A 16,819-nucleotide genomic window follows, 5' to 3' on the forward strand; every position below is an offset into this window, starting at 1 on the left:
TAGGAGGGAGCGGGACAGAAGTCCGCACTGGGGGCATTTTCAGGGCAACAATTGAATTTCTTGCGATAAACGCACTCCATTAGCCCCTGCGTAACAGGTTTTTCGTCGTTTTCCATGTTTTGCTGGACAAATAGCTGTCATTTCAGTTGCTGACTCGATAAGTCGGCCTTAGACTGCCGCCCCTCGTAAATTGAGTGCCGGGTGGCGCTTGAAATAGATGGCACCTAACTGGTTGGGATGAAGAACGGTCAGGACGCTCCCTAATTCGCCTTAATGCACGTATTTTTTATAGAGAAATCAATGACAAAGGATAAGTTGCTGGCCATGCCGGCGGATGACTACATGAATGCCGAGCAACATGCTTTTTTCAGCGAGCTGTTGCAAAACATGAAGGTTGAAACCCACGAGCGTATTGAGCAGAACCGCATCGCGATCGAAAGCCTGGACACTCCAGCTGACCCTGCGGACGCCGCTTCGGTTGAAGAAGAGCGTACCTGGTTGGTGAACTCTATCGATCGTGACCAGCGCATGCTGCCTCAACTGGAACAAGCACTGGAACGCATCAAAGATGACAGCTTCGGCTGGTGTGATGACAGCGGCGAGGCAATTGGCCTTAAGCGCCTGCTGATCAGCCCGACCACCAAGTACTGCATCGAAGCTCAAGAGCGCCATGAGCAAATCGACAAGCATCAGCGTCAAGCCTGACTGTTTGCTTTGCCGGAGCCGCGCCACGCGGTTCCGGCATCAGTCGGGTCCTGCAGTCGTTCGTATTGCAGCCATTGTTGTAACCCCCTCCAAAACAATTTCCGAATCTTGAGCTGGCCGTGCTTCTTGCGTCTTATATTGGGCGCGGCATTATTGCGCGCAGTAGAAATAATCGAGGGCAGGATTGATGAGCAATTCAAGCAACGCGGGAGCAGTGTTGCGGGTCGGCATCTTTTTCGATGGGACGGCCAATAACCAGTTCAATAGCCTGCAGGGACAGCAGCGTCAGGAACAGGGGCTGCTGATTGATCCTGGCAGCAGCTATGCCTCTGCTGTGACCAATATTGCCAAGCTGCATCAGTGCTACCCGGCCCAGTCAGGGTTTGACCCTGCTGGCCATGCCGTGACTTCGCTGTATATCAGCGGTATCGGCACCACCACCGGCGCGGCCGATACTCAGTTTCCGGGCCAGACCTATGGTCGTGGCCATACGGGGGTGCTGGGCAAGGCTGAACTGGCCCGGACCCGGTTGACGGAGTGCTTGCAACACTTTGTCGCGCAGCTGCCCCCCAATACCCTGAGCCGTTTGCAGCTGGACCTGTTTGGTTTCAGTCGCGGCGCGGCGGCGGCCCGGCATTTTGTGAACCAGATCAACGCCAGCGCATTTACCGCCCAGTTTGCCCTGGCCGCCGACTTTGCATGCTCCATCCACTTTATTGGTCTGTTTGACACAGTCGCCGCCATGGGCGGGCTGGAGGATTGGGGGGATGTGGCCGATGACATCAATCCCGGACTCAACCTGTACCTGGGCCCGGACTGCGCGCAACAGGTGGTCCAGTTGAGCGCGCGGGATGAACAACGGCGAAATTTTTCCTTGAGTCGCATCGCGCCACAGTGGCCGCTGGATATTGCGGTGCCGGGGGCGCATGCCGACGTCGGCGGCGGTTATCCGCTGGATATGCTGGAACAGGTTTTTTTGAGCCGCTGGCAGAGCAATCTGGTGCAGCCGTCCACAGCCATTGAACAGACCCGGGCCTGGAAGTTGACCCAGTCTCAGTTGCTGGCATGGCAGGCCGAAGACCTGATTGATCCCCGCGCTGCGGAGAATTTCCTGCAGATCCGCACTCTTGAACGCAAGGAAGGTAGCCGTGAAGACCCGATGAAACGGGTACAGGCTGCAGTGTTCATGCAGCGCAGGATCGATGGCCGTCTTGCCCGGGTGCATTTGCGGATCATGCATGGCCTGGCGGTTGAGCACGGTGTGCCCTTCAACGCATTGACCGATGCCCAGGCCGCGTTGCCCGATGAGCTGAAGCCCATAATGGCCACACTTGAGGCCCAGGTGCGCCAGGGGACGATCAAGCTGAGCGCCGATGAAGAACGTTTGCTGCGCCAGCGCTATATCCACCAGTCGGCCAACTGGAACCCCGGCGTGGGGGCGGGCGAGGCCGTGGTGCAAAGGGCTTTCTTCAATATTCCCGAGGAAGGCGGGCGCTGGGTCTTCGATCAGAAAGCACCGGATTACGCCTAGGCAAAGCAGAAGATTGTTACGGCTTATGCAATTGATCTATGCCGTAGATAGCTTTTTCCGGCGACGGTTAGCCACTAATATAGCCGACATCGTTAGGTGCCTAACTAATAGCTGGAGAAACCATCATGTCCAATCAAGTTGATGTTGCCGTAATGATCGGGAGTGGTGTGCCCAAGAGTTTGCGCGATACCGGGCAGAAGGCCTGCTGGGTGGTGCTGGTCAATGGTGAGCAGCGCGGGACGGCTTTTTCCAGTCGCCCGGAAGCCGAAGAGTGCCGCGCGGCATGGCTGGCGCAGCTGAATGCCGGCCAACTGTGCAACAGGGGGCATGCTCAGCGCGCTTGATGCAATACACAGGTTGGCACTAGGAGTTGAGGGCGCCGGCGTCCACTGCAGCCTTTAATTCTTTTGCCGATTGTTTGGCGGCATCTGCTGCCAGTTCGGCAGTCTTGAACCAGCGATCCTTTTCGACCTGATGGAAGGTGACAGTCGTTAGTGGTGGCTTGGCGCGCATGATGATCACTGCCTGAAATTCGCCGTCGACGTCTTTGGACTCACCGCGGATAAAAAATTCGCCAATATCAAATTCCGTCACGTGTCGCTTTCCCTTGGAGGTAATGAAGCCTGCATGACCCGGCGGCATGGGCCAGGTCGATTTTTACGCGAGTATGGCAGTAGTTGACTCTCAGTGGCGCAGTTAACTCATTCACGCGACGAAAGCCCTGCCGGGCACAGACTCAATCCGGCAAAAAAATTGATTGATTGCTTGATAGAGAAGAGGATGTATATACCCATCTTCGGGCATGACCCGGTAGAATGGTGCCCCCCGGCTATTTTTTTCAGCCAGTTTTCGCTGATGCAGGCGCTGCTTCACTCTGTTGTGCCTGTTCGCCGGGGTAATCATGGCGTTGCTCTATTTAGTCCAGATGTTACATGCCACTCCTGATTCGAGCAGTCAGGAGCACTTGTCGTACTCGGGTTTTCAATTAATTTTTGCTGTCGGTGGTTTGCCCGGACAGTTCCATTTCAGGTTTTCGAGGGTTTTGCGTTGGCAGTCAGTAATTTGGAAATGCATGCGTTGTTCGTTTTGGGTGACTTGCGGGCACGTTTGGTCAAGCTGTTCCACTCGCGCTTTGTATACGTAACTGAACAAAACGCCGAAGGTATTTACATCGCTGAAATTGATACCGAAACAGCCTTGGTGGTAGATGACAAACCGGGTCTTGAACTCAAGGTCGGCGATCATTTTCGCGCAGCAGTGTTGCCCAGCCGTGAAGGTGGCAAGTTCGAAATAAAATTCCGTGATATCAAGACCACCATTTACGGCATCGGTGATTACGCCTATGTCGCCTCACCTCTGGGTGAAGGCGTGGTATTCAAAGAAGGCCAGACCGTGATGTTGATCTTTGCTGCCAAAGAGCAACTTACCGAAGGCTTGAGCAAAACATTGAAAGCCGTCACTGCCAAAGCCGCCAAATGGCCCAAGGGCGAGTTGACCTTCAAGGCCAGCAAAGAGTGACGCTGACGCGCTCCGCAAACCTGTAGCCCCTTTCGGCAATTGCCCTGTACCTGTAGCAGCTGACGAGAGAATCGAGGCTGAGTCCGGTTGCGAAACCGTCGTAAAGTCATGCCCCGCGGTTCTTCAGATAACCCCGGCCCTGCGGATTACGATTGCTTCGCAAGCGGACGTAGCCTTCGCCAACTGCTCTGCAACGGCTGTTAACGGGCAGCGCCCGCACGCCATCCATCTTCCCCTCAAACAGCCTAGGCCTTATGGACGATGTCCGGGTTTCGGGCCAGCTTGATTATCGATCCCACTGGCTGAACAGGCCGGAACCCAAAAAATAATAAGAATGTGCGAGGGATCGTGAGCATGAGCGCCATCGTCTTTTCATTAGCTGTGCGAGGTCGAAATGGCCGACGCTCATAAAGTCCCTCCCATGCAGCGTTTTGTGAACCGTTGCGCCGACCGGTTAATGACGCACCGAAAATCCCTGCTGGGTTTTTTTCTGCTGATAACCCTGGGCCTGGGTTACAGCGCCACCCACGTACGGCTGGACCCGGGTTTCAACAAGCAGATCCCGGTGCGCCATGCCTACATGCTCAACTTTCTGGATTTCAGCCGCATCTTCACCGGGGCCAACCGGCTGCTGGTGAGCGTGCACTGGAAGGGCCAGGGCGATATCTACAACCCCGAGTTCCTGCAGACCCTGCAACAGGTCACGGACGACGTGTTCTATATCTCCGGGGTCAGCCGGCCCAGCGTCACCTCGCTGTTCACACCCAACGTGCGCTATATCGAAATCACCGAAGAAGGCTACGTCGGTGATCTGGTGGTGCCGCCGCAATATGCGGCAACCCCCGCAGACCTGCAGCAAGTACGCAGCAATGCCGCACGCTCCGGGCAGATTGGCCGGCTGCTGGCCAACGACCTGAAATCGGCCATGGTGCGGGCCGACCTGCAAGACACCGATCCGAAAACCGGGCAGCCGGTGAGCTATGTGCAAATCGCCCGCAGCCTCGAAGACATTCGCGCCAAATACAGTAATGCCGACATCGAAATCAACATCGTCGGTTTCGCCAAGCTGGTGGGCGATGTGGTCGAGGGGCTGAACACGGTGATGGGTTTTTTCGCCATCGCATTCCTGATTACTGGCCTGCTGCTGTGGGTCTATTCCCGGTCGTTGCGCCTGACCATGGTCGCACTGCTGGTGGCCTTGTTGCCGGTCATCTGGCTCCTGGGCTTATTGCCGTTACTGGGCCTGGGAATCGATCCGATGTCGATTCTGGTGCCGTTTCTGATCTTCTCCATTGGCGTGTCCCACGCGGTACAAATGACCAATGCCTGGAAGCAGGAAGTGCTGGCAGGAAGCGATTCGGTCAGTGCGGCCAAGGCTGCCTTCAGCAAGATATTCATCCCGGGGGCCCTGGCCTTGCTGATGAATGCCCTGGGCTTCGGGGTGATCATGTTGATCGATATTCCCATCGTTCACGAACTGGGGATTACCGCGTGCATCGGCGTGATGCTGATGATCATCACCAACAAAATCATGCTGCCGCTGATCATCGCCCATCTGCAACTTGAGCCGCGTCTGCTCAATGCCCGCAGCCCCGGTTCGACCCGGCGCCATCCGCTGTGGTGGCGTCTGTCGGCGCTGGCCACGCCGGGCCCGGCACTGTGGGTCTTCGCCATCAGCCTGGTGCTGCTGGCAGCGGGGGCGTACAAGGCCCGTGAACTGCAGATTGGTGACATTGGTTCCGGGGCTCCGGAGCTGCGGGCCGATTCGCGCTATAACCAGGACAACCAGAAAATCATCAGCAACTACTCCATCGGCCTGGATGTGCTCTCGGTGTTTCTGACCATTGGCGGACGCAGTGAAGCCTGCCTCGACCCGGCAGTCATGCGCGCGGTCGAAACCTTCGATTTCAAGATGCGCGAAGTGCCAGGTGTGCAATCGGTGCAAAGCGTGGCCGGCATGGGCAAGCAAGTGATTGCCGGCAACAACGAAGGCAACCCGCGCTGGGCCGCGATTCCGGGTTCCGCCCAGGGCTTGCAGCAGGGCGCCTATGCCTATTCGCCGGACTCGGGGCTGGTCACCGACAGCTGTCAGAAAATGCAGATTCTGGTGTTTCTGACCGATCACGAAGGGGCCAGCGTGGCCCATGTACTGGAGGAGGCCAAGCGCATCATTGGCGCCATCCAGGTGCCGGGTGTGACCTTCCATCTGGCGGGCGGCAACATCGGGGTCATGGCCGCTTCCAATGAAGCGGTCAAGCAGGCCGAGGTGGTGATGCTGGCGGCGTTGTTCTTCTCTGTGGCGCTGTTTTGCCTGCTGACCTTCCGTTCATTGCGCGCGGTGCTGTGCATTCTGGTGCCGCTGGCGATTGTGGCAGTGCTGTGCAATGCCCTGATGGCTCTGCTGGGCATCGGCCTCAAGGTCGCGACCTTGCCGGTCATGGCGCTGGGGGTCGGGGTGGGGGTGGATTACGGGATCTACCTCTACGAGCGCATCGAGCACGAGATGGCGGCCGGGCAAGACCTGCGCGAAGCGTTCTACCGGGCCATGTGCCAGCGCGGCACGGCAGCCGTATTTACCGCCGTCACCATGTCCCTTGGGGTCTGTACCTGGGTGTTTGCACCCCTCAAGTTCCAGGCCGATATGGGCGTGCTCCTGGCCTTCATGTTTCTGGTCAACGTACTGGGCGCGATCTTTCTGCTCCCGGCGCTGGCTGCGTGGTTCAACCTGGGCAAGCCGCTGGTGAACAAAAGACCTTCCAGCGTACGCGCTTCCTGCGATCAACCGCTTGTCAATCTGTAGGAGCGAGCTTGCTCGCGATGGCATCGCCGCTACCCATTGAAGAATTGCAGTGTCTGCATCGCGAGCAAGGGCGCTCCTGCAGATCGGCATGTACGTCTAATAACAAGGAGAACACCCCCATGCGACGTCTTTCTCAGGTGGGCGGCTGGCTGTCAGTCGCTCTGGTTTTGCACAGTTACAGCGGGCCGCTCCAGGCCCAGGCCCCAGCCGACCAGATTGCCCGGCTGGGCAAGGATCTGACCTGTGTCGGCGCCCAGCAGGCGGGCAACGCCGAGGGCACTATCCCGCCGTTCGGCGGCCAATGGCTGGGGGCGGCTCCCGGCATGAAGTTCGAAGGCACAGGTAAACATCCGATCGACCCTTACCCCAACGAGAAGCCGTTGTTCGTGATTACCGCGCAAAACCTGAGTCAGTACGGTGCGCACCTGTCCGAGGGCCAGAAAGCCCTGTTCAAGCTCTACCCGCAAACCTTCCGCATGCCGGTGTACCCGTCCCACCGCGATTTCCGTTTTTCCGACACGGTGTGCAAGGCCACTCTGGAAAACGCCTCGGTCGCCAAGCTGGTGGATGATGGCGAAGGCGTGGTGGCCCGTACCGGCGGGGTCGCGTTTCCGATCCCGCAGAACGGCATTGAATTGCTGAAAAATGCCTCGCTGTTCACGGTCAGGGCCTGGACTGAGGAATACACCTCGGACAACGCCTATGTGCTCAAGGACGGCAATATCAACTGGGGCCGCGTGCACTCGCGCAACATGGCGCCGGGGCTGGAGCCGGGCAAGATCGGTGATACCACCGGCAACTCCTCGTTCTACCTCAACGAAACCCTGCTGCCACAGCGCGACAAGGGCGAAATCAACACCGGTACCGAGTACTGGAACGACAAGACCGAGCCGCGCCAGAGCTGGCGCTACGACCCGGGCACCCGGCGCGTGCGGCAGTCGCCGGGCTACGGTTTTGACATGGCCTTCCCGGGCTCCGGCGGTTCGATCACGGTCGACGAAGTACGGATCTTCAACGGTTCGGCCCAGCGCTATAACTGGAATATCGTTGGCAAAAAAGAGCTGTATATCCCTTACAACACCGCGCGTCTGCACGCCAGCGATCTCAAATACGCCGGGATGCTGACCCCGGGCCACATCAACCCCGACGACATGCGTTATGAACTGCACCGCGTCTGGGTCCTCGAAGGTGTGCTCAAACCCGGCAACCGTCATTTGTATGGCAAGCGCACGATGTACATCGACGAGGACAGCTGGTTTCCGGTCATGGGCGACAACTACGACAACCGTGGCGAGCTGTGGCGTACCTCGATGGTCAACTACTTCTACGCCCCGGAAACCCAGACCTGGCAGGCAGGTGTCGGCCTGTACCACGACTTGAACGCCGGCAGTTACCTGGCCTTCAACCTGATCAATGAACAGCGCAACGGCTATGTCCTGAACAAGGGCGGTCTGGCCCCCGGAGACTTTGGCCCGGAAGCCGCTCGCCGGGCTGGCAAATAAACGGTCAACCCCCCTGACTTTACCCGTCTGCCACAGGTTGCCTGTGCGCGGGCGGGCGGGTGATGCACAACAATAAGAAACAAGGAGCACGGCATGCTTAAGCACTGCACACGTTTTGTGGGGACCGGTTTACTGTCGGGTTTGAGCACCCTGGTACTGGCGGCGCCGACCATCGAGCTGGGAGAAAACACCACCCTCGACTCGTCGCTTACGGTCAACTACACCGCCTCCATGCGTACAGAAAAGCCTGATCACGAATACCTCAACAGCATCAACAACGACGATACCACCCGCAACTTCAAGCGGGGTTCCTTGATCAACAACCGGGTCAGCGTATTTGGCGAGTTGATGCTCAAGCACGACAACCTCGGTGCCGTGATGCGAGGCAGCCACTTCTATGACGAGGTGTACTACCAGCGCAACGACAACGACTCGCCGGACACGGTCAACAAAACCGGGCGCTACAACGACTTCAGCCGGGACACGCGCAAACTCAGCGGCAGCAAGGCCCGACTGCTGGACGCCTATGTGTATGGCGACTTTACCGTCAACGACGATCAGTACGTGTCACTCAAGGCCGGCCGGCACCTGGTGGCCTGGGGCGAGAGCCTGTTCTGGCCCAATATCAGCCAGGGCCAGGCGCCCGTGGATGCGACCAAATTCAACGTGCCGGGAACCGAGGCCAAGGACGCCTACCTGCCTGTGGGGCAGGTGTCGGGCTCGTGGTCGATCAATGAAGATTTGGCCTTGCTCGGTTTTTACCAATACAAATGGGAAGAAACCCAGCTCAACCCGGTGGGTGATTACTTCGGCAGCGACACCTTTGGTCCGGGGGCCGAGTTTTATCGTCTGGCCCCCGGCATTGTCAGCAGCCTGCCCGATTCAGCTGCGGTGGGTTATGGCGGCTCGGTCAAGCCGGGTAACAGCGGCGAGTGGGGTATAGGTACCCGCTACCGGATCACCCAAAACACCGAAATCGGCCTGTTCCACTATCGCTACCACGATCGCGTACCGGCGCTGTTTTTCGACTTTACCGGGCAGACCCATTACTCCTCACTGAACAAGGTCGGGGGCAGTGGCTACGGTCCGAGTTATCAGTTGGGTTACTTCGACAACATCAAGCTGACAGGCATCAGCTTCACCACCAAAGCGGGGGACTCGGTACAGTTTGCCGGCGACCTGAGCTACCGCGACGGTGCGGCTGTCTACCTGAGCAATGGTGCACCGGCCCGGGGCCAGCTGTGGCAAGGCAACCTCAACGCGGTGTACATGATCGGGCCGACGTTCATGGCGCAGCAAACCACCCTCATGGCCGAAGTGGTGCACCAGCGGATTCAGGGGGTTGATGACCTGACCGTTACCGGCGGCGGGGCGGGTACCGACGGCACGTTCAACAAATACGTGTACGACGGCCAGACCCGGGGTTCCAGCCTGCTGGGGATTGGCACGTACTTCGATCATCCGAACATATTCAATGGCTGGGACCTGACCACCAAGGCCACCTGGACCCAGAACATTGATGGCAGCGCCTACTCCGGTTTGGGCCGTGCGGAAAAGCGCCTGACCCTGGGCGGGGATTTCAAATACCTGGGCAACTTCCAGCTGGGGCTGACCTACGTGGCCTACCTGAGCTCGGCAGACCTGGCCCAGGGCCGGACCATGGCCGACAGGGACTACCTGTCGTTCAACGGCAAGTACACCTTCTAGTCCTGCCCCCATCGCCGGCAAGCCAGCTGCCACAAGGTCAGATACAGCACAGTCATTGTGGGAGCCGGCTTGCCGGCGATGGGGTTTCAAAGCCAGACAGCCGGCTGCCACAAGGTCAGAAGCAGCACAGTCATTGTGGGAGCCGGCTTGCCGGCGATGGGGTTTCAAAGCCAGACAGCTGGCTGCCACAAGGTCAGATACAGCACTGTCATTGTGGGAGCCGGCTTGCCGGCGATGGGGCTTCAAAGCCAGACAGCTGGCTGCCACAAGGTCAGATGCAGCACAGTCATTGTGGGAACTGGCTTGCCGGCGATGGGGTTTCAAAGCCAGACAGCTGGCTGCCACAAGGTCAGAAGCAGCACTGTCATTGTGGGAGCCGGCTTGCCGGCGATGGGGCTTCAAAGTCAGACAGCCGGCTGCCACAAGGTCAGATGCAGCACAGTCATTGTGGGAGCCGGCTTGCCGGCGATGGGGTTTCAAAGCCAGACAGCTGGCTGCCACAAGGTCAGAAGCAGCACAGTCATTGTGGGAGCTTGCTTGCCGGCGATTAGGTTTCAAAGTCAGACAGCCAGCTGCCACAAGGTCAGATACAGCACTGTCATTGTGGGAGCCGGCTTGCCGGCGATAAGGTTTCAAAGCCAGACAGCATCCCACAAAGGGTAATCCCCAACCCGCTTCACCAGACCTGCCCGTAAAGGATTGGCAACCACATAGCGCGCCAGATTTTTCAGATCTTCTTCGCGACGCAATGCATGATCGTGAAACCCTTTTTGCCAGCGCCTGCCGGTTCTGTCTGTCATGCGATTGATGGCGCGAGCACTCAATGACTTGGTACGCCCCATGAGCTTGTCAAGTGAAGCGCTTTGTAGCTCTACCAGCCAATGAAAATGATCGGGCATTACAACCCATGCGAGTGAATTGACCGAACCTTGTGTGTGTTCATGACGAAATTGAGCAACCACTAACCTGCCAACGCGCCAGTCAGAGAACAGAGGTTCCCGGTCCAGCGTATTGGCGGTCAACAGGTAGATGCCATTGGCCTGGGAAAATCGGCCATACCTTAAACGGCTGGAAGCAGGTCGTTGGGTCATGAGCTCTACTCATAAGTCAGAGCTGCAAAGACTAGTTTCTGAGGCAAGCGACTTCCGAGAGTCTCTGGACCAAATATTTCATGGCCTGATGCATCGCCGGCAAGCCGGCTCCCACAGGGTCAGAGGTAACACAGTCATTGTGGGGTGCTGTCTGGCTTTGAAAGCCTATGGCCGGCAAGCCGGCTCCCACAGGGGCAGAAGCAACACAGTCATTGTGGGGTGCTGTCTGGCTTTGAGAGTCTATCGCCGGCAAACCGGCTCCCACAGGGTCAGAGGCAACACAGTCATTGTGGGATGCTGTCTGGCTTTGAGAGCCTATGGCCGGCAAGCCGGCTCCCGCAATGGTAGGGTCGCGTCTGACCTTGTGGGAGCCGGCTTGCCGGCGACAGGTGCGCCACGATCTATCTGGCCTCGCGGGGCATTCCCAGGGCCCGTTCGGCGATGATGTTGCGCTGTATTTCGTTGCTGCCGCCGTAGATGGTGTCCGCCCGGGTGAACAGGAACAATGCCTGTAACCGCGTCAGTTCATAAGGCGCTGCCGCCAGCAACTCTGCCTCCGGCCCCAGTACATCCATCGCCAGTTTCCCCAGCTCCAGGTGCCAGGTCGACCACGCCAGTTTATAAATGGTCGCCTCAGGTCGCAGGCTGCCATCCTGTACCCCCGAGAGCATGCGCAACGAGTTGTAGCGCAGTACCCGCAAGCCGCTCCAGGCCTGGGCGATGCGTTGCCGCATGATCGGGTCTTGCGCCGCACCATTGGCCTTGGCGATGCGCACCACTTCGTCCAGTTCGTTCTGAAATTGCATCTGCTGGCCAAGGGTTGATACCCCGCGCTCGAAACCCAGCAGGGCCATGGCGATTTTCCAGCCGTCACCGGGCTGGCCAATCAGGTTGTCGGCCGCAGTGCGCGCCTGGTCGAAAAATACTTCATTGAATTCGCTGGTGCCGGTCAGTTGCCGGATCGGCTGCACGCGAATCTGCGCCTGAGCCATCGGCACCAGCAGGAATGACAAGCCGCGATGCCCGACACTGCCCGGCTCGGTACGCGCCAGGACAAAACACCAGTCCGATTCATGGGCCAGGGACGTCCAGATTTTCTGCCCGCTGATCAGCCACTGGCCACTCTCACTGTCGAGGCTGGCGCGGGTCTTGATATTGGCCAGATCGGAGCCGGCACCAGGTTCGGAGTAGCCCTGGCACCAAAAGTGCTGCCCGCTCAGAATGGCCGGCAGAAACCGCTGTTGTTGCCCGGGTGTACCAAAGGCCGCCAACGTCGGACCGACCAGTCCTTCGCCGATGTGCCCCATGCGCCCCGGGCCACCCGCGCGGGCGTATTCCTCATAAAAGATCACTTGCTGGTTGATGCTCAAACCACGACCACCATGCTCGATGGCCCAGCCCGCACCCACCCAGCGGCCCGCGGCCAGTTCGCGCTCCCACTGCTTGCGCAATCCGGGGGCGAAGTCTTCGTCTCCCGGCCCGCCACGAAAGCGCAGTTCGTTGTATTGCCCGCTCAGGTGCTCCTGCATCCACTGCGCCACCTGTTGGCGAAAATGCTCATCTGCCGCGCTGAAACCAATGTTCATGGGCGCTCTCCGAAAATATGCCTGGCCAATTGCTCACGATGAAAGGCCGGCGTGCCCAATAACTGCTCGCTGGCCCGTGCCCGCTTGAAGTACAGATGCGGATCGTACTCCCAGGTGAAGCCAACCCCGCCATGCAGCTGGATCGACTCGGCGGCGCAGTTGAAAAAGCCTTCGCTGGCATGGATTTTTGCCGTGGCCGCGGCTTCCGCCAGTTGCAGCTGGGCACTGGGGTCGCCATCGATATTCAGGCACTGGTCGGCAATGCAGGCGCCGTAGTAACTGGCGGACCGTGCGCACTCAACGGCCAGCATCAGGTCAGCGCAGCGGTGCTTGACCGCCTGAAAACTGGCGATGCTGCGACCAAACTGTTCGCGGCCGCCGATATAGGTCAGGGTCAGATCCAGTACCTTTTGCGCGCCGCCGGTCTGCTCGGCGGCGAGCCCGATACAGGCCATGCGCAGCACATCGCGCAACAGCGGCCAGCCGAGGCCGGGCTCGCTGAGCAGGTGCTCATCGTTGAGCACCACGTCATTAAGGGTGATGGTGGAAAAACGTCGGGTCTGATCCAGCGTCGGTTGCTGCTGGCGGCTGATGCCGGGTGTCAGGGCAGACACGGCAAACAGGCGGATCCCGGCCTCGCCGATACTGCCCGGGGTGCGGGCGGCAATGATCAGCAAATCGCACTCGGCACCGTCGATTACATACAGGTACTGACCGTTGAGGCGATAACCACCGGCACAGCTCTGTGCATAGACCTGCACGCCGCTGTCGTCCCAGCGCGGGGCGCTGGTCCAGGCCAGGCTGGCGCTGATTTCGCCGGCCGCCAGCCGGGGCAGCCAGAGGTTCTTGAGCCCCTGATTGCGGCTCAGCAGCAGCGCCGGAATCCCCATGCAGCAGGTGGCAAAAAACGGCGTCGGCAACAAGCAGCGGCCCAGCTGTTCCTGCAACAGGCACACCTCGACAAAGCCCAGGCCCAGCCCGCCATATTCTTCGGGAATCGCCAGTGCCGGCCAATACAGCTCGCGGGCAATGCGGGCCCAGGCCGTGTGGTCGAGACCGGACTCGGCGGCCATTGCCGTGCGCACCGCTCCGGAGCTGGCCACCTGCGCCAAAAAGCGTTCGGCAGACTCTTGAATCATTCGCTGCTCTTCGGTCAGGGCAAGCTCCATAGGACTCCTCACTCTATAAGTGGATCAAGTCTTGAGCATGGAAGGGCAGCACAGGCGCGTAATCCCTGAGCCGGACTAGTCCATTTGGCGGTCGGATCCCCGGCACGGCCCCGCAGGTGTTTAGTCTCAACGGACGATGAGCCACCCCCTGCGCATTCCCATACTGCCCGCATGCCTTTCGCCAATTGAGGAGCACCTGTGAACAGTGCAGCCCCCACCGCAACCCATACCGCCTTTCACACCCGTATTGAGGCGGGGATCGCCGAGCTGGTGATCGACCGGCCACCGGTCAATGCCCTCAATAGCCAGGAGTGGCTGGACCTGGCCCGCACCCTCGAAGCCCTGGGGCAGGACCCGCAAGTGCGGGTCATCGTGATTCGTGCCGAGGGCCGCGGTTTTTGTGCCGGTGTCGATATCAAGGAACTGGACGCCCACCCCGAACGCATCGTGGCCGTCAATGCGGGCAACTACGCCACCTTCAAGGCCGTGCATCGCAACCCGGTGCCGGTGATCGTGGCGGTTCATGGCTATGTACTGGGTGGCGGGATTGGCATTACCGGGGCTGCCGATATCGTGGTGGCATCCGATTGCGCGACGTTTGCGCTGCCGGAAGTTGACCGTGGCGCCATGGGCGGCGGCGCGCATTTACAACGCCTGTTCCCGGTGCAAAAGGTCCGTTATCTGTTTTTCACCGGCGACAAGATCGGTGCGGTGGAGGCCCAGCAGTACGGCTTTATCGAACGTGTCGTACCCCGCGAGCAACTGCGCGAAACCGCTTTGCAGATCGCCCGCAAGATCGCCAGCAAAAGCCCGGACATGATCCGCATCGCCAAAGAGGCGTTGAACGGTATTGAAGACGGCAACCTGGAAGACAAATACCGCTGGGAGCAGGGCTTCACACTCCAGGCATACAACAGCGCGGACTCTGCCGAAACCCGGCGCGCCTTTGTTGAAAAACGCGACGCCACGTTCTGAGGAGCTGACGATGGACCTGACTTACTCCCCCAAGCAAAAGGCCTTTCGCCAGGAGGTGCGCCACTGGCTGGCGGCCAACCTGCCGGCCGAGCCATTGGCCAGTTATGACACCCGTGAAGGGTTCGAGCAGCACCGCCAGTGGGAAGCCAAGTTGTTCGACAGCCGCTTTTCAATGGTGATGTGGCCCACCGCCCTGGGCGGGCGCGGTTGCGACCTGATCGAATGGCTGATTTTCGAAGAAGAATATTACGGCGCCGGTGCACCGATGCGGGTCAACCAGAATGGCCAGCTGTTACTGGGCCCGACCCTGATGGAATTTGGTACCGAGGCGCAAAAGAAGCGCTTTCTGCCGCGCATGGCGGCCAGTGCCGACATGTGGGCCCAGGGCTGGTCGGAGCCCAATGCCGGTTCCGACATGGCGGCGATCACCAGCAAGGCCACCCGCGACGGTGACAGCTATGTGCTCAACGGCCAGAAAACCTGGTCGACCCGGGCCATCTTTGCCGACTGGCTGTTCGGACTGTTTCGCAGCGACCCCGCGTCCAGCCGCCACCACGGCTTGTCATTTGTGATGGTGCCGCTCGATGCACCGGGCGTCACCGTCCGTGCCATCAAGGCCCTGAACGGCAAGGACGCGTTTGCCGAAGTGTTCTTTGATGACGTGCGCATCCCGTTGGAAAACCGCATCGGTGAAGAAGGGCAGGGCTGGCATGTGGCGATGGCCACTGCCGGTTTTGAACGCGGATTGCTGTTGCGTTCGCCGGCCCGCTTTCAGTACACCGCCCGCAAGCTGGTGGAGCTGTACCAGGCCAATCGCGCCAGCGCCGACCGTGATCCGAGCCTTGGCGAAGCCGTCTGCAAGGCCTGGTCGGACGCCCAGGCCTATGCCTTGTCGGCCTATCACACCGTAGGCCGGCTGAGCCGCGGCGCGCAGATTGGCGCCGAATCGAGCACCAACAAAATCATCTGGTCGGAACTGGATTTGCGCATGCACGAAACCGCGATGCGGATTCTGGGTGCCAATGGCGAGCTGACCGGTAAATCGGCAGACGGCCACGACTGGCTGGAGGGCTTCCTGTTTGCCCAGGCCGGGCCGATCTACGCCGGGACCAACGAGATTCAGCGCAACATCATTGCCGAGCGCATGCTCGGCCTGCCGAAGTGAGGCCGGGTATGGACTTTACCTTTACCGATGACCAGCAAGTCTTCCGCGAAGCCATCAGTCGTTTTTTGATGACCGAAGCGGCACCGGAAATGCTTCGCGAAATCTGGGAAACCGACGTCGGTCGCTCACCGGATTTGCGCAACAAAATTGCCGAGCAGGGCCTGACCGCGCTGTCGGTTCCCGAAGCCTTCGGCGGCCTGGGCATGGACGATGTGGCCTGGGCCTTGATGACCCAGGAACTGGGTTACTACGCCATTCCCGACTCTCTGGGCGACACCGCTTATGTCGCCAGCGCACTGATTGCACAGTTGCCAGCCCAGACCCCGCAGCGTGGCGAATGGCTGGAGCGCATTGCTGAAGGCAGCCTGCGGGTCGCCATCGGCCACCCGGTCAACCCGCTGGTGGCCGATGCCGCCCATGCCGACCTGCTGCTGCTGGCCCATGGCGATGAAGTGCATGCCGTGCCCCGCAGCCAGGTTGACGTGCAACCCCACAGCAGCATCGATGCATCCCGGCGTCTGGCTCAGGTCAGCTGGCAACCGGGCCCAGCCACCCTGGTGGCCGAGGGCGAGCATGGCCGCCAGCTTTGGGCGCAGACCCTCGACCGTGGCGCCTTGCTGGTGGCCGGGCAACTGGTGGGCCTGGCCCAGCGCATGCTCGACTTGTCAGTGGATTACGCCGCCCAGCGCAAACAGTTCGGCAAGCCGATTGGCAGTTTCCAGGCGGTCAAGCATCACCTGGCGGATGTTGCCACCCAGCTCGAATTTGCCAAGCCGGTGCTGTATCGCGCCGCTTACGCCCTGGCCCACGGCGAGAAAAACGCCTCGGTGTGGGTGTCCCAGGCACGTCTGGCGTGCTGTGAAGCCAGCTGGCTGGCGGCCCGTCACGGCATTCAGGTACACGGTGCCATGGGGTACACCTGGGAAGTCGACCTGCAAATGTTCATGAAGCGGGCCTGGGCGCTGGACAACGCCTGGGGTGATCGCGCCCTGCATAAAACCCGGGTGGCCGAGCATGTACTGAGCGGCGCGGCGCCTTTGGGCCCCGGCCATACCTTCGAGGATTGATTG

General features: G+C 59.7%; 14 protein-coding genes. 10 read left to right on the forward strand and 4 right to left on the reverse strand.

Annotated features, from left to right (window positions below; genetic code table 11):
* Positions 1 to 300: 300 nt before the first annotated feature.
* The 3 genes from EQV90_RS15235 to EQV90_RS15245 all read left to right on the forward strand — a co-directional run bounded on the left by EQV90_RS15235 (position 301) and on the right by EQV90_RS15245 (position 2,580).
* On the forward strand, positions 301 to 705 hold the full coding sequence (locus EQV90_RS15235; RefSeq protein WP_003446412.1) for a TraR/DksA C4-type zinc finger protein: 405 nt from the start codon (positions 301 to 303) through the stop codon (positions 703 to 705).
* A gap of 187 nt (positions 706 to 892) precedes the next feature.
* Positions 893 to 2,236 (forward strand): DUF2235 domain-containing protein, encoded by a 1,344-nt coding sequence (locus EQV90_RS15240; protein ID WP_127196680.1) that lies wholly within the window; start codon positions 893 to 895, stop codon positions 2,234 to 2,236.
* 125 nt (positions 2,237 to 2,361) lie between these two features.
* A complete protein-coding gene (locus EQV90_RS15245; RefSeq protein ID WP_003446414.1) occupies positions 2,362 to 2,580 on the forward strand; it encodes a hypothetical protein in 219 nt (72 codons plus the stop codon).
* Positions 2,581 to 2,599: 19 nt separating this feature from the next.
* Here the strand turns inward: EQV90_RS15245 and EQV90_RS15250 are convergent, their stop codons facing one another.
* Positions 2,600 to 2,830: a hypothetical protein gene (locus tag EQV90_RS15250; protein ID WP_003446415.1), complete on the reverse strand. Its 231-nt coding sequence runs from the start codon at positions 2,828 to 2,830 to the stop codon at positions 2,600 to 2,602.
* A gap of 453 nt (positions 2,831 to 3,283) precedes the next feature.
* Between EQV90_RS15250 and EQV90_RS15255 the strand changes: the two genes are divergently transcribed.
* From EQV90_RS15255 to EQV90_RS15270, 4 genes are all read left to right on the forward strand, one after another.
* Complete coding sequence (locus EQV90_RS15255) at positions 3,284 to 3,754, forward strand: hypothetical protein (RefSeq protein ID WP_029612994.1); 471 nt, start codon at positions 3,284 to 3,286, stop codon at positions 3,752 to 3,754.
* Between the two features lie 421 nt (positions 3,755 to 4,175).
* The gene (locus tag EQV90_RS15260) at positions 4,176 to 6,554 is read left to right on the forward strand and encodes an MMPL family transporter (RefSeq protein ID WP_240878355.1); all 2,379 of its coding nucleotides are present in this window, start codon (positions 4,176 to 4,178) and stop codon (positions 6,552 to 6,554) included.
* Positions 6,555 to 6,673: 119 nt separating this feature from the next.
* On the forward strand, positions 6,674 to 8,056 hold the full coding sequence (locus tag EQV90_RS15265) for a DUF1329 domain-containing protein (RefSeq protein ID WP_240878356.1): 1,383 nt from the start codon (positions 6,674 to 6,676) through the stop codon (positions 8,054 to 8,056).
* Positions 8,057 to 8,149: 93 nt separating this feature from the next.
* Positions 8,150 to 9,763, forward strand: coding sequence for a DUF1302 family protein (locus EQV90_RS15270; protein WP_240878357.1), 1,614 nt, complete (start codon positions 8,150 to 8,152; stop codon positions 9,761 to 9,763).
* Positions 9,764 to 10,395: 632 nt separating this feature from the next.
* Here the strand turns inward: EQV90_RS15270 and EQV90_RS15275 are convergent.
* The 3 genes from EQV90_RS15275 to EQV90_RS15285 form a co-directional block, all read right to left on the reverse strand.
* Positions 10,396 to 10,854, reverse strand: coding sequence for a transposase (locus EQV90_RS15275; RefSeq protein WP_003446441.1), 459 nt, complete (start codon positions 10,852 to 10,854; stop codon positions 10,396 to 10,398).
* Positions 10,855 to 11,255: 401 nt separating this feature from the next.
* Positions 11,256 to 12,440 (reverse strand): acyl-CoA dehydrogenase family protein, encoded by a 1,185-nt coding sequence (locus tag EQV90_RS15280; RefSeq protein WP_010657372.1) that lies wholly within the window; start codon positions 12,438 to 12,440, stop codon positions 11,256 to 11,258.
* Positions 12,437 to 13,609, reverse strand: a complete 1,173-nt coding sequence (locus EQV90_RS15285) for an acyl-CoA dehydrogenase family protein (protein ID WP_003446445.1) — start codon at positions 13,607 to 13,609, stop codon at positions 12,437 to 12,439. The genes EQV90_RS15280 and EQV90_RS15285 overlap by 4 nt, the downstream gene beginning before the upstream one ends.
* 198 nt (positions 13,610 to 13,807) lie before the next feature.
* Here EQV90_RS15285 and EQV90_RS15290 point away from each other — a divergent pair, with 198 nt between their 5' ends.
* The 3 genes from EQV90_RS15290 to EQV90_RS15300 are packed head-to-tail and all read left to right on the forward strand — an operon-like array spanning position 13,808 to position 16,816.
* Positions 13,808 to 14,584, forward strand: a complete 777-nt coding sequence (locus EQV90_RS15290) for an enoyl-CoA hydratase family protein (RefSeq protein ID WP_003446447.1) — start codon at positions 13,808 to 13,810, stop codon at positions 14,582 to 14,584.
* Between the two features lie 10 nt (positions 14,585 to 14,594).
* Positions 14,595 to 15,749, forward strand: coding sequence for an acyl-CoA dehydrogenase family protein (locus tag EQV90_RS15295; protein WP_010657371.1), 1,155 nt, complete (start codon positions 14,595 to 14,597; stop codon positions 15,747 to 15,749).
* Positions 15,750 to 15,757: 8 nt separating this feature from the next.
* A complete protein-coding gene (locus tag EQV90_RS15300; RefSeq protein ID WP_003446451.1) occupies positions 15,758 to 16,816 on the forward strand; it encodes an acyl-CoA dehydrogenase family protein in 1,059 nt (352 codons plus the stop codon).
* The last annotated feature ends 3 nt before the right edge of the window (positions 16,817 to 16,819 follow it).

Source organism: Pseudomonas sp. TMW22089, assembly GCF_022496645.1.
GTDB lineage: Bacteria > Pseudomonadota > Gammaproteobacteria > Pseudomonadales > Pseudomonadaceae > Aquipseudomonas > Aquipseudomonas paraversuta.